The sequence below is a fragment of the Deinococcus alpinitundrae genome (genome assembly GCF_009982895.1).
GTDB lineage: Bacteria > Deinococcota > Deinococci > Deinococcales > Deinococcaceae > Deinococcus > Deinococcus alpinitundrae.
The window spans coordinates 164,805-182,080 of sequence record NZ_WXZL01000006.1 but is presented as its reverse complement, the minus strand read 5'-3'; the positions used below and the strand labels follow the sequence as shown (position 1 = coordinate 182,080).

Annotated in this window: 18 protein-coding genes; 10 read left to right on the top strand and 8 right to left on the bottom strand. The window is 66.3% G+C overall.

What is annotated here, in order from left to right; genetic code table 11:
* The 4 genes from GUI70_RS07840 to GUI70_RS07825 form a co-directional block, all read right to left on the bottom strand.
* Entirely contained in the window at positions 1 to 747 is a 747-nt protein-coding gene (locus tag GUI70_RS07840; RefSeq protein WP_161881788.1) for a chlorite dismutase family protein, read from the bottom strand.
* Between the two features lie 86 nt (positions 748 to 833).
* Positions 834 to 1,874 carry an aldo/keto reductase gene (locus GUI70_RS07835; protein WP_161881731.1) on the bottom strand — a complete coding sequence of 347 codons (1,041 nt, stop codon included), beginning with the start codon at positions 1,872 to 1,874 and terminating at the stop codon, positions 834 to 836.
* A 364-nt stretch (positions 1,875 to 2,238) separates the two neighbouring features.
* Positions 2,239 to 3,507 carry an MFS transporter gene (locus GUI70_RS07830; RefSeq protein WP_161881787.1) on the bottom strand — a complete coding sequence of 423 codons (1,269 nt, stop codon included), beginning with the start codon at positions 3,505 to 3,507 and terminating at the stop codon, positions 2,239 to 2,241.
* Positions 3,508 to 3,616: 109 nt separating this feature from the next.
* Positions 3,617 to 4,516: an AEC family transporter gene (locus GUI70_RS07825; protein ID WP_161881730.1), complete on the bottom strand. Its 900-nt coding sequence runs from the start codon at positions 4,514 to 4,516 to the stop codon at positions 3,617 to 3,619.
* A 59-nt stretch (positions 4,517 to 4,575) separates the two neighbouring features.
* Between GUI70_RS07825 and GUI70_RS07820 the strand changes: the two genes are divergently transcribed.
* Positions 4,576 to 4,953, top strand: coding sequence for a YchJ family protein (locus GUI70_RS07820; RefSeq protein ID WP_161881729.1), 378 nt, complete (start codon positions 4,576 to 4,578; stop codon positions 4,951 to 4,953).
* A gap of 55 nt (positions 4,954 to 5,008) precedes the next feature.
* A complete protein-coding gene (locus GUI70_RS07815; RefSeq protein ID WP_161881728.1) occupies positions 5,009 to 5,785 on the top strand; it encodes a methyltransferase domain-containing protein in 777 nt (258 codons plus the stop codon).
* A gap of 1 nt (position 5,786) precedes the next feature.
* Here GUI70_RS07815 and GUI70_RS07810 read toward each other — a convergent pair whose 3' ends face one another.
* The 3 genes from GUI70_RS07810 to GUI70_RS07800 all read right to left on the bottom strand — a co-directional run bounded on the left by GUI70_RS07810 (position 5,787) and on the right by GUI70_RS07800 (position 8,018).
* Positions 5,787 to 6,062, bottom strand: a complete 276-nt coding sequence (locus GUI70_RS07810; protein WP_161881727.1) for a hypothetical protein — start codon at positions 6,060 to 6,062, stop codon at positions 5,787 to 5,789.
* 82 nt (positions 6,063 to 6,144) lie between these two features.
* Positions 6,145 to 7,245 (bottom strand): enolase C-terminal domain-like protein, encoded by a 1,101-nt coding sequence (locus tag GUI70_RS07805; RefSeq protein ID WP_438503466.1) that lies wholly within the window; start codon positions 7,243 to 7,245, stop codon positions 6,145 to 6,147.
* Positions 7,236 to 8,018 (bottom strand): AAA family ATPase, encoded by a 783-nt coding sequence (locus GUI70_RS07800; RefSeq protein WP_237724778.1) that lies wholly within the window; start codon positions 8,016 to 8,018, stop codon positions 7,236 to 7,238. The genes GUI70_RS07805 and GUI70_RS07800 overlap by 10 nt, the downstream gene beginning before the upstream one ends.
* A gap of 221 nt (positions 8,019 to 8,239) precedes the next feature.
* On the opposite strand from GUI70_RS07800, the gene GUI70_RS23955 reads away from it, so the two are divergent.
* From GUI70_RS23955 to GUI70_RS07770, 7 genes are all read left to right on the top strand, one after another.
* Positions 8,240 to 8,377 carry a hypothetical protein gene (locus GUI70_RS23955; RefSeq protein WP_202630424.1) on the top strand — a complete coding sequence of 46 codons (138 nt, stop codon included), beginning with the start codon at positions 8,240 to 8,242 and terminating at the stop codon, positions 8,375 to 8,377.
* Positions 8,378 to 8,442: 65 nt separating this feature from the next.
* A complete protein-coding gene (locus GUI70_RS07795) occupies positions 8,443 to 10,359 on the top strand; it encodes a PRC-barrel domain-containing protein (protein ID WP_161881726.1) in 1,917 nt (638 codons plus the stop codon).
* Between the two features lie 124 nt (positions 10,360 to 10,483).
* Positions 10,484 to 12,148, top strand: coding sequence for a DNA repair protein RecN (locus GUI70_RS07790; protein WP_237724777.1), 1,665 nt, complete (start codon positions 10,484 to 10,486; stop codon positions 12,146 to 12,148).
* A 64-nt stretch (positions 12,149 to 12,212) separates the two neighbouring features.
* Positions 12,213 to 13,472 (top strand): MFS transporter, encoded by a 1,260-nt coding sequence (locus GUI70_RS07785; RefSeq protein ID WP_161881725.1) that lies wholly within the window; start codon positions 12,213 to 12,215, stop codon positions 13,470 to 13,472.
* Between the two features lie 57 nt (positions 13,473 to 13,529).
* The gene (locus tag GUI70_RS07780; protein WP_161881724.1) at positions 13,530 to 14,639 is read left to right on the top strand and encodes a protease complex subunit PrcB family protein; all 1,110 of its coding nucleotides are present in this window, start codon (positions 13,530 to 13,532) and stop codon (positions 14,637 to 14,639) included.
* Between the two features lie 85 nt (positions 14,640 to 14,724).
* Positions 14,725 to 15,414 carry a DsbA family protein gene (locus GUI70_RS07775; RefSeq protein ID WP_161881723.1) on the top strand — a complete coding sequence of 230 codons (690 nt, stop codon included), beginning with the start codon at positions 14,725 to 14,727 and terminating at the stop codon, positions 15,412 to 15,414.
* 3 nt (positions 15,415 to 15,417) lie between these two features.
* The gene (locus GUI70_RS07770; protein ID WP_161881722.1) at positions 15,418 to 15,852 is read left to right on the top strand and encodes a disulfide bond formation protein B; all 435 of its coding nucleotides are present in this window, start codon (positions 15,418 to 15,420) and stop codon (positions 15,850 to 15,852) included.
* Between the two features lie 55 nt (positions 15,853 to 15,907).
* Here the strand turns inward: GUI70_RS07770 and GUI70_RS07765 are convergent, their stop codons facing one another.
* Complete coding sequence (locus tag GUI70_RS07765) at positions 15,908 to 16,129, bottom strand: hypothetical protein (protein WP_161881721.1); 222 nt, start codon at positions 16,127 to 16,129, stop codon at positions 15,908 to 15,910.
* A gap of 363 nt (positions 16,130 to 16,492) precedes the next feature.
* Here GUI70_RS07765 and ddrC point away from each other — a divergent pair, with 363 nt between their 5' ends.
* Positions 16,493 to 17,230 (top strand): DNA damage response protein DdrC, encoded by a 738-nt coding sequence (gene ddrC / locus GUI70_RS07760; protein WP_161881720.1) that lies wholly within the window; start codon positions 16,493 to 16,495, stop codon positions 17,228 to 17,230.
* Positions 17,231 to 17,276: the final 46 nt, after the last annotated feature.

Below are 17,276 nucleotides of genomic sequence, written 5' to 3'. Positions count from 1 at the left end.
TCAGCTCAACTCCTCCAGAATCTCTGCCAGCTCCTTCTTGATGCAGGTGAACATCGGCACGTCGCGCAGGGTGTAGCTGCTGGCCTCGGTGTAGCGCAGGCGGTGAACGAGGTCGACGAATTCCTGCGGGGTATCCGAGTCGAAGCTCACCACGAATTCCTGATCGTCGATGCCGTAGGAGTAACTGGTATTGATCCGCACGCCCTTGAACGGCGCGGAGGCGTAGATGTGCTCGTCCATCATGCCCTGGCGGGAATGCGGCGTGAGCTTGTACCAGGGCCGGGTCTTGATGAACGGGTAGATGAACAGAAACTGCCCCTGCCCCGGCAGCACTTCCAGGCCGTGCCCGCTGCCCTCGACGCGGTTGACGTACTGGCTGCGCTTTTGCATCGAGACGTAGTTGTACGGCTGCGTCAGGTAGCCCATCAAGCGGGTGCGGTTGAGCCGGGCCTGGGCGTCGGCGAACTCGCGCACGTCGAAGGCGATGCGCCACAGCATCAGGTCCACGTCCGAGCGCACGCCCATCAGCGAGTAGGTGCGCTGAATCAGGCCGTTAACGACCGGCGCGTCCGTAACCCAGCCCTCGGCGGCGGCCAGAAACTCCGCTTTGATCTCGGTCTGCTCGGCGCGCGGCAGGCGGCGAAAGGCCGGGTCGAGTTTGTAGAAGGCGTAATTCAGAAACTGGCGCTTGGCCCGGTCAGGTTCGCGCTGGGTCACCTGGCCGCTGGGATCGAGATCGACCATCATCTTGGGGCGGCCTGCGGGTTTGCTCTCCGGTTTGGCGGCGGGCGGCGTCTCGGCGGCCTGGGCGGGTGTCTGGTTGTCCAGCTCGCTCATTTCACGACCTCGCCGATCAGATTGGTCTGAAGGCCGAAATTGCCTTTGTAAAGCGCTTGAATGGCATCGTACTCGCTGGCCGTCAGCGGAGCGGCATCGAAGGCGGCCACGTACTCGTCGAGCCCCTTCTGATCATAGATATTGGGCAAGACGCTGGCCATCATCGGGCTGTGCAGCGCGAATTGCAGGGCCAGCTGCCCAATGCTGCGGCCCTGGCCCGCCACGAATTGCGCGTCGATCTGCTCAGCTTTCTGGAGGCCGTCTTCCATCCAGGCTTTTTTCTTGGCGTTGGTGGTCATGCGCCAGTTGCGGTGGTCGCCCGGCTCGAACTCGGTGTCGAGCGTCATGTAGCCTTCCAGGAGGCCCGAGGCGTGCGGCACGCGGGTAATCATGCTGACGCCCTCGGCCTCAGCCACCTTAAGAATCGGCTCACCGAGCAGTTGTTCGAGCAGGTTGTAGATGATCTGGGTGGGCGCGTGGCGCTCCTTGATGGTGGCGATGCCCTCGTCGATCTGACGCTCGTTGAGGGCGGGGCCGAGGGCGGTGCCGTAGGCGCGGATCAGTCCCTCGTCTTTGAGCTTGCCGAGTTCGGCCCACAGATCGTCGGCCAGTGCCGAGCCGCGCTCGATGGCGTCCAGGCGCGGGTTGTGGAGCTGATAGTAATCGAGGTAGTCGGTGCCGAGGCGTTTCAAGCTACCTTCCAGCGCCTTGCGCAGGTACCGGGGCGACCAGTCGTGGGGGCGCTCCTGCTGGCCGGGGCGCTCAGGGTTGGTGTAGATGTCGTAGCCGAACTTGCTGGCAATGACGATCTCGCCTCGCACGTCGCCAAGTGCCCGGCGCTGCAACTCCTCGGCCTTGCCGGAAGCGTAGGTATCGCCGTTGTCGAAGAAGGTGACGCCCGAGTCGTAAGCGCGGCGCAGCAGTTGCTCGCCCATCACCTCGTCCTTGACGCCCCACCAGGTCGTGCCCACCGTCCAGACGCCGAAGCCCAGCGCACTGACCGTGAGATCGGTGCCGTGCAATTTGCGGTATTCCATGCAGGCAGTCTAGGCCGCACGCTAAGGACAATGCACCCCGACCGGGCGGTCAGAGGTGGGGAAATGCAGAGGGCAGTCGCTGGGCCCCTATCCCCGACCTATGTCCACGAGTAGGAACATTAACCCTGGTCAACGTCGTTTCTAAAATAGACAGCTGCCTTGCAGCTTGCCCATGATCAGCAAATCTTTAGCACAGCGCCCACTCCGGCAACGCCTGACAGTCTGGAACATGAACGCAACGGTCGGCTAGAAATACCGGAAGCTCCATGCCGAGCGCAGCGACAAACTCCTCTCCCCACCGGGTAGGGGGAGCCGACGCACAGGCGAAAAGCCCAATTCTAGACAGACCCTCCACCCCAACCTGCTAGGCGTCCCGCCGCAATTTACCGCACCACCACCATGCCAGCGCAAACAGTCCCGCCGCCAGCCAGAACACCGCCTCATACCCCAACTTGTCGGCAATGACCCCGCCCAGCACCGGAGCGAACAACGCCAGCCCGACCAGCGTGTTGAGCGTGCCGATATAGCGGCTGCGGCTGTGCGGCGGCGAGATGTTGAGCAGGTGGTTGGTGTGGCCCAGATTAAAGCCCTGCGCCGCCACGCTCGACATCACGAACACTGCCAGATACAGCCAGCCGACCTGACTCTGCCGCGCCGCACTGCTGACCTCTCTGCCCGCCTGCCCGGGCGCAAACCACCAGCCCAGCCCCAGTGCGATCAGCGGGGCCAGAAATGCCGCCGCCGCCGAATAGCGAATGATCCGGCGCGAGCCTTTGCGCTCGGCCACGGAGCGCCAGACGATATTCGAGAGCGGCGCGACCCCGGTAATAGTCATCAGAAAGACACCCAGCATGCTGCTCGGCACCCGCAATTCGCGCAGCGCATAAACGGTATAGAAGGGGTCGGCCATGCTGGCGAACGCCAAAATCAGCCGCACGCTCAGAAAGGCCCGGAAGTGCGCGTCGAGCCGCAGCAGTTGCGGAATGGCCCGCAGTTCCTGACGAGTGTCGGAGGGCAGCTGCACCTCGTCGGGCGGCTCCTGCACCTTGCCGAACACGGTGTAGGCGGCGGTGTAGGCGACGGTCGCCAGCCCGAAAATCAGCACATAGGTATACGGGAAGGCCAGCCCCGACCCCAGAATCCAGCGGACGATCAATCCCGCTGCAAAGGCCAGCAGCCCGCCGCCCAGGTTCCGCACACCGAAATACGCCGAGCGCTGCTGAGACGGCACCGTCTTGCTGACCACTTCCAAAAACGGCAGGCCCGACACGCCCGACGCCAGCGCGTTGATGCTCATGGCCGCCACGAACAGACTCAGGCACAGCACCGGAGATTCCCACAAGAATGCCGTGACCAGCACCATCATCAGGTACGAGCCGATGCGCACGCTGGCCGAGGAGCGGTAGATCGGCAGCTTGTACGGCAGCGCCCGCACCCTGGCCGCCACCAGAATCTGCGGCAGCATCCAGCCGCCCTGCGCGATGGCTGGAAGCAAGCCGATCACGGTATTCGAAGCGCCCAGCCGCGAGGCGAACCCTGCCAGCACCACCGAGGTGTTGAAAAACCCGTCGCCGGTGGAGGCCAGAAAGCCGTTGAGAATGCCCAGGCGGTAGTTGCGCGCGTCGGCGGGCAAGGCGGCTGTGGCGGGGGCAACGCGGTCAGACTCTGGCGCGGTGGACACGATTTCCAGTATGCACCCCGCCGTCGACGCGCCCGGCCTTGCCGCTCACGGCGCGGCAGACTCAGGGCAGCTGCCCCAGCAGTGGCACCACCACCGCTACCCCCACCACACTCAGTAGCGTCGTGACCAGCACCACCGAGGCCACCGTGTCGCTGTCGGCGTGGTACTCCTTGGACAGCACGAAGGCGTTGACGGCGGTGGGCATGGCCGAGGACAGCACCAGCCCCTGAAGGTGCAGCCCGCGCAACCCCACGACGTAGCCGATGCCAAAGCCCAGCAGCGGCATGGCGAAGACCCGCAGCCCGCTGGCCAGCCACACCGGGAAGTGCAGTCTGGGCCGCCCACCCGTGCCGAGCTGCACCCCCAGCGACAGCAGCACCATCGGCAGGGTCGCGCCCGCCAGCAAGCCCAGGCCCCGGTCCAGGCCCAGCGGCAACTGAAGGTGCACCCCCCGCATGATCAGCGCCGCCGCGATGCACCACACCACCGGCAACTTCAGCACGCCGCGCAAAGTCGGCCACAGGCCGCCACCGCCGCCGAAGATCAGTGGCCCCACCGTGAAGGTCAACACCACGCTCGACAGAAAGATCACCAGCGCCTGATCGAAGCCGGTTTGCCCCAGCGCAAAGAGGGCCACCGGCAAGCCGAAATTGCCGTTGTTGCCGATCGAGACGCAGGCCATGACCGCCCGGCGGGTGGGGCCGGGTTGCCGGTAACCGGCCAGGTAGCCCAGCAGCACGCCCGCACCCGACAGCACGAAGTAGGCCAGCACCAGCGTGGCGAGTTCGCGCGGCCTGGCCTCGGTGTGCAGCAGCGTGTTGAGCGCCAGCGTGGGCGTCAGCAGGTACAAATTGAGGCGGTTGATGGTGGTGGAGTCCAGCGACAGCCGGTTGCCGACCAGCGCCCCCAGCCCCAGAATCAGCAGCACCGGCAGCACCACCGTGAGAAGGGCACTCAGCATGGGCTAGAGCATAAGGCGGCGCGATGCGGGAGAAGACGGCCTTGCGTTACCCTCAGCGCATGTCTCCCCTGTCCTCTCCGGCCTTCAAGCCCTGTCCCTGCGGCTCCAGAACGCCCTACGCCGGGTGCTGCGCGCCGCGTTTGAGCGGTGAGAGGCCCGCCGAGACCCCAGAAGCCCTGATGCGTTCGCGCTATACGGCCTACGTGCTACAAGACGCCGCTTACCTGCTGGCCACCTGGCACCCGCGCACCCGCCCCACCGAGCTGCGCCTGGGCCACACCGACTGGCTGGGTCTGACCGTGCGCCGCGCCGTGGGCGACACGGTGAGTTTCACCGCCCGCTTTCAGGAAGGCGGCCAGCGCCGGGCCCTGCGGGAGCGCAGCACCTTCGTGCAGGGAGGTGGGCGCTGGCTGTATCTGGAGGGAGTGGAGGGCTAGTGTTGTCTCTCTGGTAGTACCCACCTGGTTATGGCCTTTCTTTTAAGCTGCCGACATGTGGAACCCGCAGCAATACCTTCAATTTCAGGCAGAGCGTGACCGGCCCTTCTTCGATCTGCTGGCCCAGGTGCAGGGGCAGCCGCAGACGGTGGTTGACCTCGGCTGCGGCACCGGGCACCTCACCGCCGCGCTCGCTCAGCGCTGGCCGCAGGCGGCCGTAATGGGCATCGACAGCAGCGCCGAGATGCTGGAGCGGGCGCGTCAGCACGCCACGGCACAGCTGACGTTTGAGCAGGCCGATCTAACAAGGTGGCGACCCGAGCGTCCGCTCGATCTGCTGATCAGTAACGCGGCGCTGCAATGGGTGCCTGACCACGCCGCGCTGATTCCCCACTTGGCCGGACTCGTCGCTCCCGGCGGCACCTTCGCCTTTCAGGTGCCGGGCAACTTCGGCGCACCGAGCCACACCCTGCTGGCCGAGGTGCTGGCGCGCCCGAGGTGGGCCGCCACCCTGAGTGAAGGCCGCGACAAGGCGGCGCTGGGCAGCTTCGGCCCCGCCGAATACGCCGATCTGCTCGCGCCGCTGGGCTGCGTCGTCAACGCCTGGGAAACGACCTACCTGCACCTGCTGCCCAATCCACCGCAGGGCGGCAGCGCGGTGCTGGAATGGGTCAAAGGCACGGCGCTCAGGCCGGTGCTGGCGCAACTCAGCGCACCCGACGCCAATGACTTTCTAGGCGAGTACGGCGCAGAACTCGTGCGGGCGTACCCGGCCCGCAGCTACGGCACGCCGCTCGCCTTCCGGCGCATCTTCGTGGTCGCTCGGCGCTGAATTACTGGCGCTGAGGGCCGCTGCGCCCCACCGGCACCGTCAGCACTTCCCAGTGGTGCAGCAGCAGCCCGCTGAGGATCAGCATGAAGCCCAGCAGCAGGGCAAAGAGCGTCGGCTGCGGCTGCTGGGCGTAGCCGTAGGCCGCCACCACGAACAGCAGGCACAGCGTCAACAGCAATTGGGGGCGCTGCGAGCGGCGGTGGCGGTAGATCCACAGTCCGGCGAAGGTGGCGAACAGCAGCGGCAGCGCGAGGGTGTTGAGCATCTCTTGAGGCATTTCTCATAACGTATCAGCTGCTTTCTGACAAAAATTTGACGGCCTGCAAAGCCACTGACCAGCCACCTAGACAGGGCCGCGTTCAGAGCCGCGCTGACCGCAGTTTCTCGTCGTCTACCTTGTGGTCCCGTAGGGCCGCCACATTGAGCCAGCCGTCCTTGAATTCAATGGGCAAGTTGAGCAGATCGTGCTGCACCTTCAGCACGAAGCTCAGCTCGCACGGCTCGGTGACGCCCGCCTGGGTACTGAGTAGCGCGGCGTGCACCGTGCCGAGGCCGCTGCTGGCTTGCGAGCCGATCATCACACCTTTGCCCGCCCGTCGGGCACGCTCCAGCATGGCCAGGCCGTCGGTAAAGCCGTTGCGGGCGGTTTTGATGTTGAGAATGTCGAAGGTGTCGAAGGCCAGTTCGCGTTCCAGATCCAGGGGGGTGAAGCAGGAATCGTCGGCCACGATGGGCAGGTGGCCGCTGGCCCTGAGCCCCTGGCGCTCACGCAGCAGGCTTACTGGCAGCGGTTCCTCCACATAGGTCAGGCCCGCTTCCCGCATGGCGTCGAGGGCGGCAGGAGCGAGCTCGGGCGTCAGCGTCTCGTTGCTGTCGGCGTAGAGCTGCACCGCGTCGCCGAACTCGGCCCGCAGCGCCGCGATCACGCTGAGGTCGCGGGCGTGGTCACGGCCAACCTTCACCTTCAGCACGCGCACACCGTCCTCCACCACCCGGCGGGCTTCTTCGAGCATCTCAGCGGGCGCGCTGATGCCCAGGATGTACGACACCCGCACCTGGGGCTGCGGCCCCAGCAGCACGTCGAAGAGGCTGTGCCCAGCGGCTTTTTGGCGGGCGTCCCACAGCGCCATGTCGAGCGCGCCCCTGGCCGTCAGGTTCTGGGCCACACTGCTGCGGGCCGCATTGAGCGCCGCCTCATCAGTGATGTCCAGGCCCACGAAGGCGGATTCGAGGTGCTTGAGAATGCCCAGCACGCTGGCGACCGTCTCGCCGTAGATGGTCGGGCGCGGCGGCGCTTCGGCCTCACCCACCGTGCCGTCGTCGAGGTGCACCCGCACCAGCACATGCTCGGCAGCGCTCAGTCGGCTGTGCGCGCCCCAGGTCAGCGTTCCGTGGAGGGGCAGGCGGTAGGGAATGCCCTCCAGTCGGGTGATCTTCACCGCCTGTGCACTCACAGCCAGCTCCGAATGCGCCGGGCCACTTCCAGCGGCGACAGAGCAGCAGTGTCGAGATCAAGCACCCGCTCAGGCGGCAGCGTCAGCAGAAAAGTGCAGGCGGCGGCAGGGTCATAGTTAAGCTTCTCGGTCAGCACGATGCGGGTTTTGGCGAGAATGTCGGCGGGCGGGTGGCCTTCCGCTTCCAGCGCAGCGAGTTCGGCGAGTTCGGTGGGCGTGAAGACCTGCCCAGCGCCGGGGAGGGCCGCCAGCTCGCGGGCCAGGTCGCCGCCGCTCGAAGACTGCACCTGATCGAAGCTATCGTTGCGGCCCAGCAGTCGGCGTACCCGCAGCACGTCGGGCGCGTGCAGGTTGACAAATCGCCACCCGGCACACTGCCCGGCGGCGTACTGCACCTCATCCAACCCACGCAGTCCGTCGAAGACCAAGCGCTCGCCTGCTTCGGGCGCGGCCCACAGCCCACCGAGCGCCTGCGCCATGCCGCCGGGGTGGGCCTCACGGTAGCGGGCGCTCAGGGCGAAACGTTCCTGCCGGTCACTCACGGCCCTCCCGGCCAGCGGCCCGATCATCACGGCGTCGGTCACTTCCCGGCGGTCCGGTAAGACCCGCAGGTGCTCGGCGCTCAGGGCAGCCAGGGCGGTGCTCTTGCCCACCCCGGTCACGCCGACCAGCACGATCAGCGGCGTGGCGGACAGCAGCTGGGCCGTCGGGGGCCGGGCTGGTTGCAGAGCTGATTCCGAACCGAGCCACAAACCCGGCAGCGAAGAAGAAAGCGTCATGGCCCGCAGTTTAGCGGCCTAGACACAGACGGCTAAAGATTTGCCGAAGACTCGGCCAAGCTCGTGTAAGCGCCGTGACGTTTCCCACGCGCATCAGCGCAGCCTAGACTTCGGATCAGAAGTGTTTGTGGCCCTTGCTGCCGCAAACGGCCCTTCAACCGATCATTCCTCGCCGCATCAGCAACCCTTTTGCGAAGTCCCGTTCGACGTAAGGAGAGTTCATGGCCCGACTCAAAGGTAACAATTCAGGCGGTGGCGGTCTGGCCTGGATCATCGGCATCGTCGTGGTGCTGGTCTTGCTGTATCTGCTCTACCGCTTTTACCTGCAGCCCAACGGCCTGCTCGACCTCGGTTTTTAGATCCAGGGTGCCAGGTTTGCACACCGGGTTCCTTGGTTTTTACCCACGCTTCAGGAGAGATATCCATGATTAAAGGCAAAGACATGATCGGGCGCACCGTGGTCGCCCTCAGCAACGGCTCGCACATCGACAAGGTTCACGATCTGGTCTTCGACCACGACGCCAATCAGGTGCTCGCGCTGCTGGTCGACGAGGGCGGCTGGTTTCGCTCGGCCAGGGTGGTGCCGTTCGAGTCAGTTCGCAGCATCGGCGAGGACGCCGTGATGATCAGTGATGAGGACGACGTGGTGAGCGCCCGCGACGACTCGCGCATCGCCGATCTGCTCGACACCAAGGTGGGCCTCATCGGCCTGCAACTGCTGACCACCGATGGCCGCGAACTCGGCAAGATCGCCGACGTGTATTTCGAGGAAGTCAGCGGCAAGGTGGTGGGTTACGAGGCCACCGGCGGATTGTTTTCCGATCTGTCGAGTGGCCGCACCTTCGTGCCCGCACCCGAGAGTGTCAGCATCGGTGACAACGCCGCCATCGTGCCGGTGTCGGTGGCGCAGGCGATGGAGGAGCAGGAAGCGGGCGGAATCCAAGGCGCGCTCAGCCGGGCGGGCGATAACCTCAGCCAGAACTACGAGAATCTTGCGACGGCCACCAAAGCCCGCCAGAAGGAGTACGTGATCGGCAAGGTGACCGGCAGCGACGTGACGACCCAGGACGGCGTGGTGCTGGTCGAGAAGGGCAGCACCATCACCGCCGAGCAGGCCGACACCGCCGAGGAGCAGGGGCTGCTCGGCTCGCTGGTCGCGGCGGCCACCGGTGGCAGCATGCAGGCGGCCTACAGCAGCGCGGCCTCGGGGGTGCAGAGCCGGGTGGACGACCTGAGCAGCGCTTCGCAGGAGCGTCAGGCCGAATACGTGGTCGGCAAGGTGGCGGGCAACGACGTGATGACCGAGGACGGCGTGGTGCTGGTCGCCAAGGGCAGCATCATGACCGCTGAGCAGGCCGCCAGCGCCCGCGAACATGGACTGTTGGGCCAGCTCACGGCGGCGGCCACCAGCGGCAGCGTCCAGACCATCTACGCCAGCGCCTCGTCGAGTGTGCAGAGCCGGGTCGAGGACCTCAGCAGCGCCAGCCGCGAGCGTCAGGTCGAGTATGTGCTGGGCAAGGTGGCGGGCAGCGACGTTCACGCCGACGACGACACGGTGATCGTGCTCAAAGGGCAAACCATCACCCCGCTGGCCGTACAGAGCGCCGAGGAGAAGCAGGCCCTGGGCCGTCTGGTGGCCTCGGCGGCAGCGGGTAACGTGCAAAGCGGCGTGGAGCGCCTGACCAGCAGTCCGTCCAGCAACGCGGCTCCCACTCCTGCAGCGGCGACCAATCCCCCAGAAACCAGCGCCCTGGGCCGCCGGGTGCGCAGCGACGTATACGGCCCCAACCGCACCCTGATCGCCGCCCAGGGCCAGATCGTGACCCAGGGTGTGCTGGAGCGTGCCCGCACCCTGAACCGCGAGGCCGATCTGCTGGCCGCCACCGGAGCCGGACAGCCCGCAAGCACGGGCAGTAGCCCCTCGACCAGCGACCAGCTCTCGGCAGGGCTGAGCAACGTCAGCGCCGGGGCGAGCAACTTCCTTGACCGGGCCAAGCAGTGGCTCGGCGAGAAGCGCGACGACGCCGGGGAAGCCATCGACCAGCGCCAGCAGGAGGCCCAGAAGCAAAAAGAGCGCGACGCGATCGGTCGCCCGGTCAACCGGGTCATTCTCGATCCTGCCGACAACATCATTCTCAACATCGGCGAGATCATCACCCACAAGGCGGTGACCGCCGCCCGGGAGGCCGACGTGCTGGACATGCTGCTCGACTCGGTGAGCAAGGAGACCGTCAGCATCAACCCGCTCGACGTGCGTCCCCACGAGACCGGCACCGCCGCGCTGGAAGGCGTGAACGAGACGGATCTTCACAAGGCGGATCTGAACAAGCCCCAGTCCTGAGCACAGAGTTGTAATCGAGCGCCCAACCAAAGCGCCGCACCCTGTTTGGAGTGCGGCGCTCGTTTGCTGTCCGAGTCTGCTCCATGTCACCGTCCCAGCTGTGGCCCGCGCTAAACTGCCGAGCGTGTCACAACGCCCGCCTGCCCATCTCACCCGACTAGAGATTCGCAACCTCGCCACCGTCAAGGCGCTCGAACTCGATTTGCGCGGCGGTTTCTCGGCGTTTACCGGCGAAACGGGCGCGGGCAAGAGCATCATCGTGGACGCGCTGGGCCTGCTGCTGGGGTCGCGGGCCAACACCGACCTGATTCGCAGCGGCGAAAATGACCTGCTGGTCAGCGGCTTCTGGGGCGAGGACGCCCTGTCGCGCAAACTGACCCACCAGGGCCGCAGCAGCGCCCGCGTGGACGGGGAGGTGGTGTCGCTGCGCGAACTGGCCGACGTGTCGCAGTCGCGCCTCACCATCCACTGGCAGCACAGCGCCCAGAGCCTGCTGAGTGCGGCCAATCAGCGCGCTCTGCTTGATCAGCTTGTCGCGAGCGACCTGGCGACCTACCACGCTGCTTACCGCGCCTGGCAGGACGCTGCCGGGCGGCTGGAGCGGCTGCGGACTTCCGGCCGTGACCGGGCACGTCAGCTCGACCTGCTGCGCTTTCAGGTCGGTGAACTGGCCGAGGCCGCCCTGCAAGCCGGTGAGGAGGAGCCGCTGCAAGCCGAGCTGGTGCGGCTCTCGAATGTCGAGGCCATCTCGTCCGGGGCGGCGGGCGCGCTCGAACTGCTCAGCGATGGTGAGGTCAGTGCGGCAGGCCTGATCGCCGAGGCGCTGCGGGCCCTCAACAGCCCTGCCCGCTACGACGAGGTTCTAGCGCAGCTTCAGGGCGAACTCGGCGCGGCGCTCGACAGCGTACAGGCGGTGGCGGGCGAGTTGCGCAGCGTGGCCGAGGACCGCGCGCCCGATCCCGAGGCGCTGGAAGCCGTCGAGGGCCGCCTGGGCCTGATCAGCAAATTGCGCGGCAAGTACGGCCCGGCCCTCAGCGACGTACTGGCGTTTCAAGTCGAGGCCGAACGGGAACTCGCCGCGCTGGAAACCGACGAGCACGATGCGGGCAGCCTGGAAGCCGAGGTGGACACCCTGCGGGCCAGGGCCGCCCAGGTGGCCCTGAGTCTGCGCGCCGCACGCCAGCAAGCCGCCGCCCCGCTGGCCGCCGATCTGCTGCGGGTCATCCGTGAGCTGGGGATGCCGCACGCCCGGCTGGAATTCGAGCTGCGTCCGCTGGCCGCGCCGGGGCCGCACGGCAGCGACGACGTGAGCATCCGCTTTACGGCCAACCCCGGTGAGGCGTTAGGCGATCTGGCCGAGACCGCCTCGGGCGGCGAACTCTCGCGGGTGATGCTGGCGATCAGCACGGTGCTGGGAGCCGGAACTCCCAGCGTGGTCTTCGACGAGGTGGACGCCGGCATCGGCGGCGCGGCGGCCTTGGCGGTGGCGGGGCAGCTCGCGCGCCTGGCCGACTCGCGGCAGGTGCTGGTGGTCACCCACCTGGCCCAGATCGCCGCCCGCGCCGACTGGCACTTCAAGGTCGAAAAAGATGTCGAGGCCGGGCGCACCGTCAGCCGGGTGCGCCTGCTGTCCGGCCCGGAGCGGCTCGAGGAAATCGCCCGGATGCTCAGCGGCAATACCTCGGAAGTGGCGCTCTCGCACGCCCGTGAACTGCTGGCAGCCGGCGAAAAATCCGCAACGGACAAGAAGAAACCCAAGCCCAGCAAAACCAGTCTGCCCGTTTCCTGAGCTGTTCACCGCCCGGTAACGCCGGACGCGTCCAGCGAGGTTTCAGCGCCGCCTAGACTTGGGCGTGTCGCCGCGTTTTTCATTCACCAGTCTCTACGGCGCTTACCCGCGCCAGTTCTGGGTGCTGTGGTTGGGCACACTGATCAACCGATTGGGTGAGTTCGTCGTGCCGCTGCTGGGTTTTTATCTCAGTGCCCAGCAGCATTTCAGCGTCACCCAGATCACGCTGGTGCTGGCTTTGCTGGGGGTGGGCCGCTTCGTAGCCGAGCCGTTGGGCGGCTGGCTGAGCGACTTTTCCGGTGCCGGACGAACCATGATCATGTCGCTCGGCGGCAGTGCAGTGGCCCTGGTGGCCCTGGGGTTCGCCGAGCACTACAGCTGGATTGTGGCGGGCGTGCTGGGCTACTCGCTGCTCACCTCACTCTACAAACCGGCAGCCAACACGGCGGTGGCTGAACTGACAAGCGGCTCCCAGCGCGCCCAAGCGTACAACCTGCTGTACTGGGCCATCAATGTGGGCGCGTCGGCAGCCCCACTGCTAGGCGGCTTTCTGGCCAGCCGCTCGTTTCGGCTGCTGTTCTGGCTGGACGCCGCCACGACGGCGCTCTCCGCCGCCCTGCTGAGCGTGGCGTTCAGGCCGGTGCACACCCGCCCCAGACCAACCCGCACCTCGGCGCACCGCTCAGCCGGTTTGCTGCCGCGAGACCCGCTGCTGTGGATTTATATGCTGGCCGCGCTGCTGTTTTCCACCACTTACCAGAGCTACAAGATGCTGGCAGTGGTGTTCGCCCAGCAGGGCTTCTCGGCAGTGCAGTACGGTCAGGTGCTGGCCGTCAACGGCGCGCTGGTGGTCGTTCTGGGGCTGCCGATGGGCCACTGGATCGCCCGGCACAACCACCCGCGCTGGCAGGCCGTGAGTGCGCTGCTGCTGGGCGCGGGCTTCGGTCTACACGCCTTCGCGCACTCGCTGGGCATGCATACGCTGGCGGTGGTCATCTGGTCGCTGGGCGAGATCGCGGGGTACAGCATCGGCAAGACCATCATCGCCGAGCTGGGCCGTGCCGAGGTGCGGGGCCGCTACATCGGCCTGCTCGGCAGCATGAGCGGTCTGGGCACCCTGCTCGGCCCGCTGATGGGCGGCTGGCTGCTCTCACGCTGGGGCAACGCGCCGCTGTGGCTGACCTATGCGACGCTCTCGGGGCTGGCCGCACTGATTTACTGGCGGCTGGAACAAGCCGTGCTGGCGCGGCGCGCATGGCTCGTCCAGGAAGCAAGCCAGGCAGAACACGCCGATGCTGGCCTTGCCCTGGGCCGCCGACCATGAAGGCCAGCTTCATCCCGCTTCAGTCGGGGGTCAGACCGCCCCACTAAGATGAGCAGCATGAAGAACTCTGCGGGCATTTTCTCGGGCGCGGGCGCACTGCTCAGCGCGGCGCTGCTGTCAGGCTGCACCATGCAGGGCGCGGGCAACCTCAAGGTGCATGAGGTGCTGTTCTACGGTTCCTCACAAGACCGCCTGGCCTGGGTCTACGGCAGCCTGACCGGTGGCAAGGGCAGCCTCAGCCTGGCCGGTCAGACGCTCGAACTCCGCCCCCAGATCAGCGACCCGCTGGCGACGGCGGGCAGCCTCAGTGTGGGGGGCCGGGCCGTCTACAAAAGCAAGACCAGCAGCGCCCTCCCGCGCTCCAGCGTGGTGCAGCAGGGCACGACCTACACCGTGAGCGCCAACCAGAACATCGCTGCCACCTACCTGGTCACCGGTGGAGCTTGGTATCAGCTCAGCGGCGCACTGGCAGCGGGCAGCGAGGTGCAGGCGGCGGCCCAGCCGGTGGGTGGTCTGAGTGGTGTGGGCCAGCTCACAGCCAGCGAGGCGCGTGTACTCAGCAGCGCGCTGGGCGGCCAGGGCACCCTCACTGTGACGGTGCTGCCGCAAGACGAACTGCCCGACGCGCCGCTGGCCGCACAACCCGCATCCGACGAGACGCTGCGGACTGGGCTCTATCTCCAGCCACTTTCCGTCATCACGTCCACGACGACGACCACCATCACCAATACGGGAGGCCCTGTGACCGGTTCCGGTTCGAGCACGCCCACGTCCTCCGGCACCTTGAAGTTTCGCGAGGTCGCCAGCGGCAGTAACGCTCTGGTCAGCACCCCGCAAATCAAGCTGGCTTCCAGCCAGGACAACCTCAGCGTCCTCTGGAACGCGGCTTACGGACGCCAGGTGCCGGTACCGCCCACGCCGCTCATCGTGGGCCAGAGCGCCGTGGGCATCTTCCTGGGCAACCGCCCCACCGGGGGCTACGGCGTCACGGTGCAGTCAGTGAGCGCCAGCGGCTCAGCCCTGGACATCGTGGTGAACGTGCGCGCTCCCGGCCCTGGCAGCATCAACACCCAGTCGATCACCAGTCCCTGGACCATCGTCGCGGTGCAGGGCCAGTTTGCCAGTGTCACCGTGCGCGACCAGAACGGTCAGCTGCTCACGCCTTAATTCTCGCTCCTGCCCGGTCCAGCCCAGCGTCTCTCATCTGGGCTGGGCCATTTTTGTTTGTTCAAGCCTTTAGACTGGTTTTCATATGACCAGACTCAACGGCTCCTCTTCCAACAACCGTGTTTTTCTGATTGTCGGCACGCTGGTGGCCCTGCTACTGATCGGCGTCACTGTTTGGGCGGTGCAGCGCAACCAGACGACCGCCACCCAGGCCAGCACCAAGACCTTCGATCTGAGCGGCCAGCCGTTTCTGGGCAAAGCCGACGCGCCGGTGACTCTGGTGGCCTTCGAGGACTTCAAGTGCCCTAACTGCAAGAATTTCGAGGAGAATATCTTCCCGGCAATTCAGTCGAAGTACATCGACACCGGCAAGGCCAAGATGTACAAGATCAACTTCCCCTTCCTGGGCGACCGCCTGCCCACCAACGACTCGGTGCTGGCAGCCCAGGCAGCCGAGTGCGCCTACGATCAGACTGGCAACGCGGGCTACGAGGGCATGTCCACCATCATGTTCCGCGCCCAGGGTGACGAGACCCAGGTGTGGGCCACCAAGGACAAGCTCGAAGACCTGTCGGGCAGCGTGGACGGCCTCGACACCGCCAAGTTCAAGACCTGCCTGGACAGCGACGCCACCAAGGCCCGCGTCGAGGCCGACAAGCAGCAGGCAACCAACGCGGGCGTGAACGCGACCCCCAGCGTGTTTGTCAACGGCGTGCTGGTGACCAACTTCAGCGCCGATGAAATCAGCAAGGCGATCGACGCCGCCAGCAAGTAAGCCGTGACCCGCGACAACCGCCTGTATCTGGCCTGGGTGGTCGCCCTGGTCGCCGCGCTGGGCAGCTTGTACTTCTCGGAGATTCGGGGTTTCGTGCCGTGCATCCTGTGCTGGTTTCAGCGCGTCTTCATGTACCCGCTGGCAATCCTGCTAGGGGTGGCCGCCTTGCGCGCCGACTTGAACATCCGGGTGTACGGCCTGAGCCTGGCTGCCATCGGCTGGCTGGTTGCCCTGTACCAGAACCTCGAAGTCTGGGGCGTGGTCCAGATCCTCAAGGCCTGCACGGTCGGTCCCATCGGCACCGGCTGTGATGCCAAGTGGCCGATCTTCGGCAGCAATCTCAGCAGCGTGTCCAACGTGATCACCATTCCGGTGCTGAGCCTGGTGGCCTTCACGCTGATTATCGGTCTACTGAGCTGGCCGCGTCAGCGGGCCTGAGACGAGCGTTCCAAAAAAGCCGGAGTGCATCAAGGCTCCGGCTTTTTTGGTGGCCTTAACTCAGAAACTGTAAATTGACGCCTAGCCGCAGCAGCGGCCCGGTGACGCCACCGAAAAAGGTCACTGCGCCCGCCTCGGCGAAGACGCCCAGCCCCGGCCCGCTGCGGACACCGACCAGACCGCCCAGCCCGAAATAGATGGCCTGACTGCCAGGCGAAATGCTGGTGATGGCCGCCGCCAGCCCGCCATAGACCTGCCAGCCACGACTGAGCAACATGTCGGCCTCAGTCCCACGGCGCTGGCGAAGGTCGGCACGAAGGCGCTGCTGACCAGCACCCGGCCCTCCAGCCGGTTCGGCCCGGTGTCGGCTAGGCGGGCATGGGCCCCGGCAGAAATGAGAAAGGGCGGAATGCTGCCGACCTGCGCACGGTAGCGTCCCACAGGGGGCAACGTGCCGGCGGGCATCGCAGTGGTTTGCGTTACGGCTCCAGAAACCGAGAGGTAAACGGCGAGGCAGAGTGTCGGCAGCAGGGAAAATCGGGAGGTCAAGCGCCCAGGTCTGCCATGAGCAGAGGCGAACGAGTCGACTGGAAGCGGCTTAACTATTACGTTTTTAGCAGAATTATGCTACAATACTTCCATGACTGGAACCCTCAAGACGGTAGCACCCACCCTTCAGGTTGGCAGCGCCCGGATGCCGCAGAGTGCGGACGGACGCCTGCACGCCGCCAGCGCCCTGGCCGTGCTGGGGCTGACGCAGGCCTCAGAATGGGCGCGCCACGACTGGGAAAGCCCGCACTGGGCCGCCTTCGAGCACGCGCATCAGCTCAGCCGGCTGCTCAGCGACTTCGGCGCGGGGCCGGAGCCGACCCTCAGTGTGGGCGAGTTCGTGGCCCTGGCCGCCCGCACGGACACTGCTCCCGCCCGCCGGATTCAGCGCCGGATGGAGCAGAATTACGCCCGCGCCCTGAGCGGCGATATTCACCTGGCCGCCGAGATCGCCGAACGCAACGCCGAACCGCTGGCTCGCAGCTGGCTGCACGCCCGCCTCGAATCCCAAGACGCCCGCCGCAGCTTGATGAGCGCCGCTGCCCGGCACGGCGGTCACGGCCCGGTGTTCGGGCAGCTCGGCTCGGTGAGCAACCGCAGCGTGCTGGGCAAGGACAGTGCCACCCTGCGCCGTGAGCGCGGTGTCAAGCAGACCCGTGACGGCCTGGTCACCGACGAATTGCGCCGGTTGTCGTACCTCGATGCGGCCACCGCCGCCGCGCTGGACAGCGCCCAGGTGCAGGGCAACGAGGCCATTCTGGAGCTGCACCGCAGGGTCGCCGAGCGCGAGCGCGCCACCTGGGCGGGCGGTCTGGAACGGGCCGGATAAGATACCCGTCGCTCGGTCCTCTATGAGAGCGCCGCCCCGTGAGAAG